The organism is Acinetobacter sp. 25-47-122 (genome assembly GCF_056779695.1).
The window spans coordinates 296,523-311,995 of record NZ_JBWYIJ010000001.1 but is presented as its reverse complement, the minus strand read 5'-3'; the positions used below and the strand labels follow the sequence as shown (position 1 = coordinate 311,995).

The following is a 15,473-nucleotide window of genomic DNA, read 5'->3' as shown; positions in this document are numbered from 1 at the left end:
TTGTTTTAAAATTATAAAATTGGGGCTATGAAAAGTACAATTTACACAGAACTTCAAAATTTTTTCTTAGATACTCCTTTTGTGTTATTTGGTACAGGTACCTCTTGTGCACTTGATACTCGTTTCGGTATGGGAGCATTACAACAATATTTAGAAAATGAGTTTAGTACTCTATCGGGTGTAATGTTAGAAGAATGGCAGGCTGTTCTTGATAAACTTAATAGTGGAATAGATTTTGAAAATTCTATGAATGAAGTTAATTCAACTGAATTAATTAATAGGATAGTTGAAAATACAGCTAATTTTGTAGCCTCAATAGATAAAGAATATTCAACTCAAATTTTGGATGGCAAAGTTTCATGGAGCTTAAGAAAAATAATTAATAAATTATTTAATTCTATTGGCGAAAATCAAGTCTTGAATGTGGCAACCCCTAACTATGATTTACTTTGTGAATATAGTCTAGTATCAGACAATATTGCTTATTGCACCGGATTTAGCGGAGGTGTTATTAAATATCTAGATTGGGAAAAGTCTTGCAATCATCATCAGCATATTACTCCGTCAACTGGTCGCAGACCACCGAGAAAAGCCTTAAAAAAGCATATTAAGTTTTATAAGCCTCACGGGTCTCTTAATACTTTTTTATATAAGGATAAAGTTGTTGAGAGTGATATTTGGACACATTCGAAGCCTCTTACAGTTGAGCGTATATTGGTAACACCTGGTTTATCAAAATATGAAAAATTACATGAGCATAGAACTTCATTGTTAAGTGCTTATGATGCTGCAGTAAATGGGTCAAGTTCATTTTTATTTTTGGGTTTTGGATTTAATGATATGCAGTTAGTAAATGGGACAATAAAGAATAAAATTCAAAATAATAAGAATAATGCTTTAGTTATTACAAGAGATTTAAATGAAAGAATTGAAGAGTGGATGAATAGCTCTGAAAATATGTGGGTAATTTGCAAACAAGATTCAAATGATAATGCAAGAGTCTTTAATAAAAAACTTGGTAGTTGGTATGAGCTTGATATTAATTTATGGGAATTTTCAGTTTTTAGTAAAGAAATTTTAGGGACATAATTATGTTTTCGTTTGATGAATCTTATTATCTAGGTGATGTTAGAGAAGTAGATACTAGAAAAGTATCAATATTAGTAGAAGACAGTAATAATTTAAAAAAAGCACGAGTAAATCAATTAATCGCTGCTAAATTAAATATTGCTTACGATTATTGGCTGATTGGTATGATAGATAAAGTTATTAAATCTATTGTAGTAAGTCCAACTAGTATAACGGAAGAGGAAGAAGAATTAGAATATTTGGAAGAAACGATAGTTAATACGGTTAAAGTAACTTTGATGGGTGCTCTAAAATGGGATGCGAGTAAACAAAAAAATATATTTACTAGATCAGTAGATCATGTGCCTGAAATTGATACTCAATGTTTTGTATTAAAAGATGCAAATTTAGAAGTTTTTATGGGTCATTTATCTGATGGTAAAGATTCAAAAAGCTTACTAGAGTTAGGGGTTTTCAAATTAGATGATAAGGCGAAAGCGTTATTAGATGGAAATAAACTGTTTCAACGTCATGCTGCTATATTAGGAAGTACAGGTTCAGGGAAATCTTGGACAGTCGCTACTTTACTAGAAAATACCTCCAAATTACCCTCCTCTAATATCATTGTTTATGATTTGCATAGTGAATATAAAAGTCTAGCCTATGCTAAGCAACTTAGAATTCCTGGTCCAGAAGATGATATTTCTTCACTAGAAAATATATATTTGCCTTATTGGTTACTTAATAATGATGAAATTCAGACACTTTTTGTAGATGGTAGTGAGTTTACTGCTCATAACCAAGTTGTTTTAGTTCAAAATACTATTTTGGAGTTAAAGAAAAATTTTTTAGAAGATAATAATAAAGGTGATCTTATAGAAACTTTAACATTTGACAGCCCTATTCCTTATAGAATTGAAGACTTATTAGATCGATTAGAATATTTAAATACAGAAAGAGTTCCGGGTGCTAATAATAAAGATAAAAATGGTCCCTATCATGGAGAATTAACAAGGTTACTTGTAAGGATAAAAAGTCGTGTTAATGACAAAAGATACTCCTTTCTGTTTCAAAATGATTCCTCATATCTTCAATACGAATCCTTATATCATATTGTTGCAAAATTAATGTCATTTGCTGAAAGAAATATAAAAGTTGTTGATTTTTCTGATGTGCCTGCTGATATTTTGCCAACTATTATCGGATTGGTTTCTCGACTAACGTATCAAGTACAATTTTGGAGTGATTCTGCTAGTAGAAGACCTTTAGCTTTTGTATGTGACGAAGCACATCTATATTTACCAAACTATCCTAATAGCCCATTAGAAAAACGAGCAGTTGCAACTTTTGAAAAGATTGCTAAAGAAGGACGAAAATATGGTGTTGCTTTATTAATTGTGAGTCAACGGCCTTCTGATGTTAGTACTACGATATTAAGCCAATGCAATAATATTATCTCGTTAAGATTAACAAATTCTGATGATCAGAGTGCTGTGAGAAGTGTTTTGCCTGAAAGTTATGCCAGTTTATTAGAGCAATTACCATTGCTGGATGTGGGTGAGGCAATGGTTGTTGGTGATGCGGTATTACTTCCTAGTCGTATTAAAATTCATGAACCAACTCAGAAACCACTCAGTGCTACGATTGATTTTTGGACAAAATGGTCTGAGGAGGTTAAAGAAACAAACTTTGAAAAATCAATCGAGAATATGAGAAGACAAAACAGAAATTAATATTTCAATAAAAAATCCCCTCACTCGAGGGGATTATTTTTTCTAAACTACGAGATTCTTAAACAATAGAATCATCCAAATTCGGCGCTAACCAACGTTTCGCTTCATCCAACGTCCAACCTTTACGCTTCGCATAATCTTCCAACTGATCGCCAGAGATTTTACCCACGTTAAAGTATTCAGTTTCAGGGTTGGCGTAGTAGAAACCGCTCACTGATGAAGGTGGCCACATTGCAAAGCTACTAGTTAAGTAAGTTCCAATCTTTTCAGTCGTACCTAACCAATCAAACAACGGCGCTTTTTCAGAATGTTCAGGACAAGCAGGGTAGCCCGGTGCAGGACGAATACCCACATACTTCTCTTTGATCAACTCTTCATTCGAAAGCTGTTCATCGGTTTGGTAGCCCCAGAACTCTTTACGAATACGTTGGTGCAAGTGTTCAGCAAATGCTTCTGCAAAACGGTCACCCAAGGCTTGAACCATAATCGCGTTATAGTCATCACCTTTGGCTTTGTATTCTTGCGAAAGTTCTTCCGCACCAAAGATCGATACAGTGAAACCACCCAAATAATCTTGCGCCACGTCTTTCGGCGCTACAAAGTCAGCCAGTGAGAAATTCGCTTTGCCTGTCACTTTGTCAGACTGCTGACGAATATGCTCAAAGGTATGCGTCACATTGCCATTTTCATCAGTTACCGCAACAGTGTCTGCTGCAACACGGTTGGCAGGGTAAAGACTGAAAGTAGCGCGCGCATCGAAACGTTTATTTTCGATGATGTCTTTGAGCATCGCTTGTGCTTGTTCAAACAAATCACGTGCAGCTTCACCCACAACTTCATCTTCAAGGATTTTCGGGTATTTACCCGCCAAACTCCAAGAAATAAAGAATGGTGTCCAGTCGAAGTATTCCACCAAAGTTTCTAAAGGATAGTTGGTGAATGTTTCAGAACCAATAAAGTTTGGTTTTACAGGTGCATGCTTTTCAAAGTCAATTTTGAAGCCATTTTCAACTGATTCAGCATAAGACAGTTTTGCAGCTTTCGGTTGCTTATTCGCTAGACGTGTACGGATTTTTTCATAATCCGCTGCATAGTCCGCTGCCAATTGAGGCTTCATATCAGCAGATAAAAGTTGCGTTGCAACACCGACTGCACGAGAGGCATCAGCAGTGTAGTACACGCCATCATTGTGATATTGCGGCGCAATTTTCACGGCAGTATGCGCTTTCGATGTTGTTGCACCACCAATCATGAGTGGAATGTTAAAGCCTTTACGTTGCATTTCTTTCGCAACAAAGACCATTTCATCGAGTGATGGTGTAATCAAACCTGACAAACCGATGATATCAACTTTCTCATCAATCGCAGTTTGTAGAATTTTCTCACACGGTACCATCACGCCAAGGTCAACGATGTCATAACCGTTACAGCCAAGTACCACACCCACGATGTTTTTACCGATGTCGTGTACGTCGCCTTTAACAGTAGCAAGCAAGATTTTACCTTTGGCTTCGCCTTGGGTTTTTTCTGCTTCAATAAATGGGTTCAACCAAGCCACGGCTTGTTTCATCACACGTGCAGATTTCACCACTTGTGGTAAGAACATTTTGCCGGCACCGAACAGGTCACCCACCACGTTCATCCCTGCCATGAGTGGACCTTCGATCACATCAAGTGGACGAGCTGATTTTAAACGTGCTTCTTCAGTATCTTCATCGATATAAGTCGTAATACCTTTAACTAACGCGTATTCAAGACGTTTTTCTACAGGTTCATTGCGCCATTCAAGGTTTTCTTCAGCCTTTTGCGCACCCGCTTGACCACGATATTTTTCCGCAACAGCGAGTAATTTTTCAGTCGCTTCTTGACCGCTTGCGCCTTGGTTACGGTTCAGTACCACATCTTCAACAGCTTCTTTTAGCTCAGCATCGATATCATCATAAATTGCAAGCTGACCTGCGTTGACGATCCCCATGGTTAAGCCTTGTTGAATGCCGTGATACAAGAACACCGCATGGATCGCTTCACGAACAGGCTCATTACCACGGAATGAGAACGATACGTTTGAGATCCCGCCTGACACCATGGCATTTGGCAGGTTTTGCTTAATCCAACCTGTTGCTTCAATGAAGTCCACACCGTAGTTGTTGTGTTCTTCAATACCTGTTGCGACCGCAAACACGTTCGGGTCAAAAATAATATCTTCAGATGGGAAACCCACTTCGTTGACTAAGACATCGTAAGAGCGCTTACAGATTTCCTTTTTACGTTCAGCTGTATCCGCTTGACCATTTTCATCAAACGCCATGACAATGACTGCCGCACCGTACTGACGGCAGAGGCGAGCACGTTCTACAAACTCGTCATAACCTTCTTTTAAGGAAATTGAGTTTACAACCGCTTTACCTTGGACGCATTTCAAACCTGCTTCAATGATCTCCCATTTAGAAGAGTCAAGCATGATTGGCACACGTGAAATATCAGGCTCAGATGCGATCAGATTCAGGAAATGCACCATCGCTTCTTGCGAATCCAGCATCCCTTCATCCATGTTGATGTCGATGATTTGCGCACCGGCTTCAACTTGTTGGCGAGCAACATCTAAAGCTTCAGTGAAGTTACCTTCTTTAATCAGGCGTAAGAATTTTTTAGAACCTGTCACGTTGGTACGTTCACCGACGTTCACAAACAATGAATCTTTAGTAATGTTAAATGGCTCTAAACCACTTAAACGACATGCAGGTTCAATTTCAGGGATTTGACGCGGTGCAATACCTTCAACTGCTTGCGCAATCGCACGAATATGATCCGGCGTCGTACCACAACAACCACCCGTAATGTTAATTAAGCCACTTTCAGCAAATTCTTTAATAAATGCTGCAGTTTCTTCAGGAGTTTCATCATAACCACCGAAGGCATTTGGTAAGCCTGCGTTTGGATGCGCTGAAACAAAAGTATCCGCAACGTCAGACACGGTTTTGACGTGTGGACGCATCGCATCTGCACCCAGTGCACAGTTAAAGCCAATCGATAAAGGCTCTGCATGGCGCATTGAGTTCCAGAATGCTTCTGCGGTTTGACCTGTGAGTGTACGCCCAGATGCATCGGTAATGGTGCCCGAAATCATAATTGGCAGTTCGTAACCAATTTCTTTAAACACTTCTTTCACTGCAAAGATCGCAGCTTTGGCATTTAGGGTATCGAAGACCGTTTCAATCAAGATGATGTCTGCACCACCTTCAATCAATGCCTTAGTCGCTTCAATGTAGTTAACTTTTAACTCATCAAAGGTGATGTTACGGAATGCCGGATCATTTACATTTGGTGAAATTGAAGTGGTACGTGACGTTGGTCCTAATACGCCTGCGACAAAACGTGGCTTTTCAGGTGTTGAGTATTTTTTACATGCTTCTTTGGCAATTCGAGCTGCTTCACGGTTAATCTCAGGAACCAAATCTTCCATATGGTAGTCAGACATTGAAACACGCGTTCCATTGAACGAGTTGGTTTCAATAATATCTGCACCAGCTTCAAGATAAGCTTCATGAATGCCTTGAATAATCTGTGGCTGAGTTAGAACCAATAAGTCGTTATTACCCTTAAGGTCGTAGGCCCAATCCTCAAAACGTTCACCACGGTAATCAGCTTCTTCCAATTTGTGGCGTTGGATCATGGTACCCATTGCACCATCAATAATCAGGATACGTTTGGCAAGAAGCGCTTTTAAGGTGGCGAGGGTAGACATCAAATGACTCTCACAAAAATCTGCACAAATAATGGTGCAATATTTTAGCAGAGTTACGTCCACTTTTCTGATAAATAAAAATTTATGAACCTATTCCCAAAAAATTAAGGATGAATTTCATCCATCAACTACGATGATCAATCTATCAAAACTGAAACTGACTATATTTCATCATGTTGTCATAATCTAATGTAATAATAACTGCCGTTGTAACAAATGTGACAGTGATGTCATCTTTATTTCATCTATTTAATTACCGATTGAAATAAAGATTAAAGACGAGGGTTTTGTATTAACTATTTGATTATTATTGTTAAATTTTGAATATTGGTTGTTTTTAAAGTTTAATTTTCTTAAATAAGTGTCATTTGGATGACTTATATGACAGCTCTTTGTCATATAATTGTAATAATTAAATTGAACAATAGAGGGGATATTTATCCTCTTTCTCTGCTTGCATGAATTCTAATCAAACTCCAGTTTCAGATTCAGCACAATCGTCAACGCCTATGCAGTCGACGAATGTTCACGTGCCAACGCCGAAATTCTTTATGCCAGTGTTCCTTACACTGATTGTTTCAACCTTGATTTACATTGGTTTTCAGTTGGCTGCTGATTTATCTCATGTGCCTGCTTTAAATCTTTATGCTGTGATCATGTTGGCCACGGCATTGTTTATCGCATTGGGTTTCGAGTTCGTTAACGGTTTCCATGACACGGCAAATGCTGTGGCAACAGTTATTTATACCAACGCTTTATCTGCACCTGTCGCTGTAATGTGGGCAGGCTTCTGTAACTTCCTTGGCGTAATGGTCGCAAGTGGTGCAGTTGCCTACGGTATTATCGCGCTATTGCCTGTTGAATTGATTATGAACGTCGGTTCAGGTGCTGGTTTTGCCATGGTCTTTGCCATGTTGATTGCCGCAATCGTATGGAACTTAGGAACTTGGTTCCTCGGTATCCCTGCTTCTAGCTCTCATACACTGATCGGTTCGATTTTAGGTGTGGGCATCATGAACTACATCTTAAACGCAGGTAATGGTGCGTCAGGTGTAGACATGGAACAGGTGATGAAAGTGGGTAAAGCACTTTTATTCTCACCATTAATCGGTTTTGCATTTGCGGCTGTATTGTTCTTATTGGTTAAAAAAATCTTTAAGAAACAAGTGGAATTATTCCAACCACCAGAAGGGAATAAACCGCCGCCGCCACTTATTCGTGCCATTTTGATTTTCACGTGTACCGGTGTAAGTTTTGCACACGGCTCAAATGATGGTCAAAAAGGTATGGGTCTGATTATGTTGATTCTGATCGGGATCGTGCCATTGGCATACTCTTTAAACAAGAGTCTAGATCAACAACATATCCAAACGTTTGGTCAGTTATCTGCTCAAACTGCTGATTTGATTTATCCAAATCACCAAGATATTCCAGATGAAAAAGCGCGTGAAATTATCACGTCATATATCCAAACCAAAGAAATCACGCCTGAAGTTGTACCAGCTTTGGCAAGTTTAACGGATCATTTAGGTGAAAAAGTAGGAAGCTACACATCCATTAAAGATGTTCCTGAAGATCAAGTGGCTGAATTCCGTAATGATATGTACCTCAGCACGACTGCATTCAAGCGTTTAGATAAAGCAGAAGCTTTACCTGCCATGACTGAAGCGCAAGAAAAAACAGTGGACAACTACCGTGATAACTTAGATTCATTCCTTCAATACATTCCAACATGGGTGAAAGTTGCGACTGCATTGGCATTAGGTCTAGGGACGATGGTAGGCTGGAAACGTATTGTTGTTACCGTTGGTGAGCGTATTGGTAAACAACACATGACTTATGGTCAGGGGATGTCTGCAGAGTTAGTTGCAATGTCAACGATTGCTGCTGCTGATGGCTTTGGTATGCCAGTGTCAACAACACACGTTTTAAACTCTGCTGTAGCAGGTACGATGGTTGCGAATAAGTCGGGCTTAAACTTCCAAATGGTTCGCACAATCTTATCAGCGTGGATTTTCACACTGCCAGCAACAATCTGTTTATCAGGTGGTTTATTCTGGTTGTTCCTTCAGTTCACCTGATGGAATTCAATACTTAAAGACTAAAAAAGCGCTGAACAATCAGCGCTTTTTTTATGATCAATTGTTTATGACGCTTATTTTTGGAATTTAGACCAAAGTTTTTTCAAGGGGAGTTTTTCCTCAGCAAAACCATATAATGCGGCAAATGGTAGGGCGGTGCGTGCGAGATATGCTACACGCCATAATCCACCATGATTAGCACCATGCATGATTAAGTCTAATGGATGATTGAGGGCGATGTCAGGATTGGCAACCGACTGTGGGTTTCTCAAATCATGAATCCACAACGCAGCCATAATCGCATTGGTCGTCGCGGGTTCAAATGCTTCAACATCAAACAAATTGGCACCATTGAAAGCAGCTTTTAATAATGGGTTTTTGGTTACCGAATGTGTAGTGGTCGATGGAGCAATATTAATGCTGACACGTTGACCTTGTGACCGTGCTAACGTAGCGCGCCATTGTTGAATCCTTTTCGCCAACGCATAATTTGGACCTTGTTCAACCACAAGACAGTCGCAGATCCCATACTGTTTATCATGACATTGGAATAAGCGTTCTTCATTTTGTTTGAAAAAATAATCACGAGAGACAGTCGAAATACTCTTGGACAGAATATTTTCAAGTTTAGAGCGTGATTTAAACTTATCTAATCCACCTTGAATAACTTCCTGTGGTACAGCGTAGACGTCAGTGGGCGTACACATATACATTAAACTGGTATTGGATTTTTGTTGGCTGACATGTTGCATAATGGCATCCATCGCCATAGAAACACGAACGTGCTTTTCGCCATCTAAATACGCAATCGCGGCAAGATCTAAGTCTCGATCAAACTGGGTGAGCCAATGTGCAATCTCAGGGGTATCTGTTAATAAGTTAACGCCTAAACGCTCTGCAGCTTCACGTATAGATGCAGATGAATCTATTGATTCGACACTTGGAGCGTATAAGGTCGCATTGCCTTGCAGAACAGTATTCAAAATCTTTGTCCATACTCGCTCATGATTTAAATCAAGCGCCACGATATTGGCTTTCCATTTCGCCAGCCAAGGTAAAGGTCCTGCTTCAGAAGCTGCACCAAACAGCACCATTGTTCGATCTGAAAGGTCAAACCACTCTGGATGCTGCACACACGCTTGTAGTGCCTGTGCATGTGATGCTTCTATAATACCTCGGTCTAACCAAAGTTGAATTTGGTCGAGTAGGGCTTGACCTTCTAAATTTTTACCCTGATAAGGTACAAACCATTGTGGCTCAGCATTAGAGTTTCCTTGAAGTGTGTAGGTATTTAAATCTTTTGATTTAAGATTCATCACTTCATTCAATGCATGTGTATGTTGATCACGTTGAAAACTAAACTCTTCATAAGCTTGTTGAAGTCCATCTTGAGCGATGCGCAGCGCAGCTTCAGGTGATGAGAGCCCACATTCTACCAACCGTTTAAAATGAATCGGATAGGATTTTCGCCAATTCTTTTCATTGATAACTGCATCAGCGTATTCTGGCTGAATCTGTTGTAATGCCGCACTGACGATGCGTTGGCCTGATTTTGAACTGCTGGGTTTAGAGGACGTGTTAGAGGAAAATTGTAAACCATCAGGTTGATTAGACATGCAAAAAATCTCAAAAAAAAATGAATAAATTCGCGGATGCCTACATTATCCTGACAAAATTAATGATCTAGGTGGCATTAATTACCAGATATTGATTGAATTATTACGAGATATTTCTAAAAAAAGGAAGCCGAAGACTTCCTTTATAAACAAAATCAATTATTTAGTATTTTTTATACCATTGATCAATTCTTCTAACATAAATGCAGTGTTATCTAAGCCAGCGCCCGTTAAATACCAGGCATCGGCATCAACAAAGATGACACGATTCTCTTTGACTGCTTGACTATTCTTGAGTAATGGATGTGATTGAATATGTTGTTTCGCAGCATAGTTTTGCGTGTTTACAGCACCACGGTCTAACACAATGATGAAATCAGGATTTTGTTTTATTGCATGTGCTAGACGCTCTAAATTGCGTTGCGCGGCAGCAAGCGCTTCTGGTGAGTTTGGAGCAGGTCGAGCACTTGAGGCTTGAGGTGCTGCAGACGGCACCACTGACTTTAAGCCAGAAATATCATAGGCAAATCCAAATCTTTCATTCTTTGCATGCGGTATAAAATTATCACCCATGGCAAAAAGCATCAGGCCGGATTTGCCTTTAGTGAGTTGTTTAAGTTGTGCTTGAAGGGCATAGACATGATCTAATTTAGATTGTGCGAGTTGTTCCTTATTAAACATTTTTGCTAAAAAAAGTGTGCGATTTTTCAGGTCTTGATTGAAGTTTTGAGTATCAGGCCAGAGGTTGATTGCAGGTGCAATTTTTTTGACCTCATTTAATTTTGCAGCAGAACGCCCGCCGACAATGATGAGATCTGGCTTTTGTTCTTTTAATAAGGTTTGGTTGGGTTCAAATAAAGATCCAGCTTTTACATATTGTTTGTCATTAAATTTTTTCAAAGCACCAACAAAAGTAGTTTCGGGTACGATTGATGCTTGAATACCCAAAGCATTCAGTGTATCCAACGCGGATAGTTCGTAAACAGCCAGCTTCTGTGGCGTATTTTGAAGTTGAATAGTTTGATCTTGATAAGTGAATTGAACAGGTTGAGCATATGAAACAAAGGCGCTGAATGAAAGAATGAGTGCCAATGGAAGTTTAATGTAAGTCATATCAATACCTCGAGGTTTGATAAAAGCTTAACATGAATATATAAATGATAATCATTATCATTGTTGAATTTGTGTTTTTGATTTATTTACCAGCATCAACTTTGAATTTAAGGGTATTTGTGCGGAGTGTTTTAAGCCCCCGCAATGATCAAAGAATTAGAGCGGTAGTTGAAACAACTTGCTGAAGAAATGTGGAATAATTTGAGGTTCAATCAATATCGTAACCACGACACCGTAGGCTGCACCCCATAAATGTGCACTGTGGTTGATGTTACTGTTTCCACGTTTACCTGACCAAATACTATAAGCAACATAAAGCACGGCAAAAATAATGGCTGGAACTGGAATAAAGAAGACAAATATCAGTTTCCATGGTTGAAATAAAATATAAGCAAACAAGACTGCTGATACTGCTCCAGAGGCACCTAGACTTGCCCAGCGGTGATCATTTTTATGTTTTAAATAGCTTGGAATAATTGCCGCGATTAAACCGCCTAAATAGAACAGAACAAATCCGAGTTCATATAAGTATTGTCGATAAAAACTCTCAATTACACTTCCAAAGAAAAAGAGTGTGATCATATTGAACAGTAGATGTGTTCCATCTGCATGTATAAAACCATGCGTGATAAATCGATCGTATTGACCTTTCTGCATGGCTGGAGGCCAAAAAATCAAACGATTCATAATATTTTGATTGGAAAATGCAACCAGTGAAATGGCAACCGTAATTAAAACGATGGTGACAGTATGATTAAAAGGTAAATCAAGCATATGGATAAGATTGAGTAAATTGCTTTAATTCTGTTCATCATGCCATTTTTTTAAATTTAATTGTTATTAATATAATAATTCTGACAAATTTAGTTGAATTTTAAATATTACCCCCGATCTTCAGTTAAAATAGAGTCTTCAGCTTGAGGAAAAATTGTTATGTCGACTGAGAACACCAGCACTGCAGTTGCTGAAGAAATTCCAAATTTATTAATTACACCAACTGCGCAAGAGTATTTGTTTGAACTTTTAGAAAAGCAAAATACTCCTGGTATCGCGGTACGTGTTTTCGTAGAACATCCGGGTACACCACGTGCTGAATGCTGCATGGCATATAGTGCACCAGATGAAGTCGTTCCAACCGACTATAAACAAGAATATCCAAAATTTGCTGCATATATTGATACACCATCAATCCCATACTTATTGGATGCAGTGATTGATTACAACAAAGATCGCTTTGGTGGTCAGTTGACTTTCCGTGCACCTAACTCGAAAGTGCCACGTGTAGGTCCAGATGCATCGATTGAAGAACGTATAACCTATGTATTACAGTCAGAAATTAACCCTGGTTTAGCAGGGCATGGTGGAAGCTGTGCATTGGTTGAAGTGGTTGAAGATGCTGAGCATGGTTTAACAGCGGTCTTGAAATTTGGTGGTGGCTGTCAAGGGTGTTCAGCGATTGATGTGACACTTAAACAAGGTGTTGAAGTTACGCTAAAACAGCATATTCCAGAGTTACAACGTGTCGTGGATCAAACAGACCACAGTCAATCTGACGGCGCTTATATGAAATAAGTCGCATTTAAATTTACAAAAGCAGATTTGAAAAGCTCCCATTAAAAGGGGGCTTTTTTTTATTGAAAACTGAATAAAATGAGTAATATCAATAAAATTGAAATGTAAAAACAAAACTATAAATGAGAATAGTTATCATAATCTATTGCAAAGTGATTATCATTTGTTACAATGCGACACAATTCGAACAAGATCTCTCCACACATTCTTTGGTAATTACACAATGCAAAAGACATTTTTAAAATCTAAGTTAGCGTTTGCTGTCTTAACCACCATGTCGGTTTCAAGTTTTGCACAAGAGCAAATTGATCAAGATACTAATGCAAAACAAGATACAACTAAGTTAAAAACAATTGTCGTAACTTCAGCGAGTGGTTATGAGCAAAATATAGCGGATGCTGCTGCTACGATTTCAGTGATTACTGCCGAAGAATTAGAAAAAAAATCTTATAGTGATGTAACTGATGCATTGAAAAATGTTCCAGGTGTATTTGTACAAGGCGGTGGAACGAACCAGACGATCTCCATTCGGGGTATGGGATCAGCTTATACCTTATTTTTAGTAGATGGACGTCCAATGAATGATGGTAGTCTTTTAACAACTAATGGGGGGGTTCAAGGAGCATCAGTAAATTTCTTACCGCCAATAGAATCAATTGAACGTATTGAAGTGATTCGAGGCCCGTCATCCTCTCTATATGGTTCTGATGCAATGGGTGGTGTAATTAATATCATTACTAAAAAGCATCAAGATCGTTTGACTGCAAGTATTCGAACAGAATATATCAAAGCTAGTAAATCGAATGACGTTAACAACGACGCAACCAATACCAGCTTGTATGTAAATGCACCATTAATTGATAAGCTTCTTTCGGTCCAAGTTACAGCTGGTCTTCAAACGATTGAAGAAAGTTCATTACAAAAAAATACAGCCGAAACAGGTGAGAGTGAACCAGATTTTCAAAAAACAAATCTAGGTACAAAGTTTGTTTTTACACCAGATGAAAAAAACACACTCACTGCTGAATATGTAAGAACTCAACAAGAGCGTACACACAACCCAGGTAAAAGTTATACCCAGTATGTTTCAGTAACGGGTCCTAAAGTTGATATTGATGGTAAAGATTTCGTTCTATCTAATGGAAATTATTATCCAGCATATAATACGAATAATCGTAATGATGATGGTGAACTAATCTATCGTTCAGATGTCGTACCGAATACAGGGACTTACTCAGAATTAGAAAAAAATAATTTTAGCCTTACTCATGATGGCGAGTACGACAATCTAAAACTCACTTCTTACTTGCAATATGATAAAGATAAAAATAATGCAATTACAGGGCGTACTGTGGGTAAAGTTCAAAATCCAGGGGGGATTTTATTTGAGACTATCACAGCCAATACACAAGGAACCTACTTTTTCGAAGATCATAGTCTGACCATTGGTGGGCGATATTTAAAAGAAAATCTTGAAGATGGTACAAGTAACCAAAATGCAGCGATGGCTGGTAAAGTCACTAAAATGGATCGATATCAATGGTCTATTTTTGCAGAAGATACTTGGAATGTCAGTGATAAGTTAGCACTAACCTTAAGCGGTCGTTTCGATGAAAATGAGTTTTTTGGTGATAATTTCAGTCCAAAGGCATATGCAGTTTATAAAGCTACAGACAACGTGACTTTAAAAGGAGGGGTAATCTCAGGTTATAAAGCGCCAAGCTTACGTAACTCTTCTCCAGATTACATGCTGAACTCAATGGGCGGGGCAATTATGCCAAACCCAAATTTAAAGCCAGAAACCAGTTTAACGTATGAAACAGGTTTTGCATTCACTCATCCTGAATTGGGTTTATCTGCAAGTCTTATGGTCTATCAAACTGACTTTAACGATAAAATTACTCGATCTGGTCGTTTAGATGGTAGTCGACTTCCCCCAAAAAATGACGGTGAGCCGCCTTACACTCAATCTGAAATTAATGATTTCGTTGATAGTAGTGCTTTTTATCAGTCCAACCCTAATCTGCCATATAACGCAAATGGTTATACACTCAACTATAACATTGATAAGGCCGAAATTAGAGGACTTGAACTGACCACAGATTACAACATCACAGATTACTTAAAATATAGACACTCTTATACATTCACAGATAGTGAGCAAAAATCTGGACAGTATGAAGGTAAACCATTGAATAATTTGCCTAAACATATGTTTAATGCAGGCTTAGATTGGGACTTTAGTGATCAATTGTATTTATGGACTCAATTGAATTATCGTGGCAAAACAGTGGGTGATACCGATGGAGATAAAACACCAGCTTATACATTTGTAGATGTTGGAGCTGTGTATAAGTATAGTGACCAATTCCAGCTATCTACTGGTGTATATAATGTTGCAAACAAAAATGTACTGAAAGATGGAAATGATTGGGTGCTTGATGGTCGACGTTACAGCTTTGCCTTGAATTATAAGTTTTAATGTCTTGTGCTTGGAGTGAGAGCGAGAATCTCACTCCAAGCTTTGAATAGTCGAGTTTAGAAG

9 protein-coding genes are annotated in these 15,473 nt (G+C 38.4%); 5 read left to right on the top strand and 4 right to left on the bottom strand.

Annotation, left to right across the window (positions count from 1 at the left end):
* Window positions 1–27 precede the first annotated feature (27 nt).
* Together AC1M9P_RS01370 and AC1M9P_RS01365 are read left to right on the top strand one after the other, a co-directional pair.
* Complete coding sequence (locus AC1M9P_RS01370) at window positions 28–1,089, top strand: SIR2 family protein (RefSeq protein ID WP_481586534.1); 1,062 nt, start codon at window positions 28–30, stop codon at window positions 1,087–1,089.
* A gap of 2 nt (window positions 1,090–1,091) precedes the next feature.
* Window positions 1,092–2,801, top strand: coding sequence for an ATP-binding protein (locus tag AC1M9P_RS01365; protein ID WP_481586533.1), 1,710 nt, complete (start codon window positions 1,092–1,094; stop codon window positions 2,799–2,801).
* A 58-nt stretch (window positions 2,802–2,859) separates the two neighbouring features.
* On the opposite strand, the gene metH is transcribed toward AC1M9P_RS01365, so the two are convergent.
* Window positions 2,860–6,546, bottom strand: a complete 3,687-nt coding sequence (gene metH / locus AC1M9P_RS01360) for a methionine synthase (RefSeq protein WP_481586532.1) — start codon at window positions 6,544–6,546, stop codon at window positions 2,860–2,862.
* Window positions 6,547–7,004: 458 nt separating this feature from the next.
* Here metH and AC1M9P_RS01355 point away from each other — a divergent pair, with 458 nt between their 5' ends.
* Entirely contained in the window at window positions 7,005–8,627 is a 1,623-nt protein-coding gene (locus tag AC1M9P_RS01355) for an inorganic phosphate transporter (RefSeq protein ID WP_035269616.1), read from the top strand.
* 74 nt (window positions 8,628–8,701) lie between these two features.
* Here the strand turns inward: AC1M9P_RS01355 and AC1M9P_RS01350 are convergent, their stop codons facing one another.
* The 3 genes from AC1M9P_RS01350 to AC1M9P_RS01340 form a co-directional block, all read right to left on the bottom strand.
* Window positions 8,702–10,243, bottom strand: coding sequence for a hypothetical protein (locus AC1M9P_RS01350; protein WP_481586531.1), 1,542 nt, complete (start codon window positions 10,241–10,243; stop codon window positions 8,702–8,704).
* A 159-nt stretch (window positions 10,244–10,402) separates the two neighbouring features.
* Complete coding sequence (locus AC1M9P_RS01345; protein WP_481586530.1) at window positions 10,403–11,356, bottom strand: ABC transporter substrate-binding protein; 954 nt, start codon at window positions 11,354–11,356, stop codon at window positions 10,403–10,405.
* 156 nt (window positions 11,357–11,512) lie between these two features.
* On the bottom strand, window positions 11,513–12,130 hold the full coding sequence (locus AC1M9P_RS01340; RefSeq protein ID WP_481586529.1) for a rhomboid family intramembrane serine protease: 618 nt from the start codon (window positions 12,128–12,130) through the stop codon (window positions 11,513–11,515).
* A 159-nt stretch (window positions 12,131–12,289) separates the two neighbouring features.
* Between AC1M9P_RS01340 and nfuA the strand changes: the two genes are divergently transcribed.
* Together nfuA and AC1M9P_RS01330 are read left to right on the top strand one after the other, a co-directional pair.
* On the top strand, window positions 12,290–12,928 hold the full coding sequence (gene nfuA / locus AC1M9P_RS01335; RefSeq protein ID WP_481586528.1) for a Fe-S biogenesis protein NfuA: 639 nt from the start codon (window positions 12,290–12,292) through the stop codon (window positions 12,926–12,928).
* 223 nt (window positions 12,929–13,151) lie between these two features.
* Complete coding sequence (locus AC1M9P_RS01330) at window positions 13,152–15,410, top strand: TonB-dependent receptor domain-containing protein (RefSeq protein WP_481586527.1); 2,259 nt, start codon at window positions 13,152–13,154, stop codon at window positions 15,408–15,410.
* The last annotated feature ends 63 nt before the right edge of the window (window positions 15,411–15,473 follow it).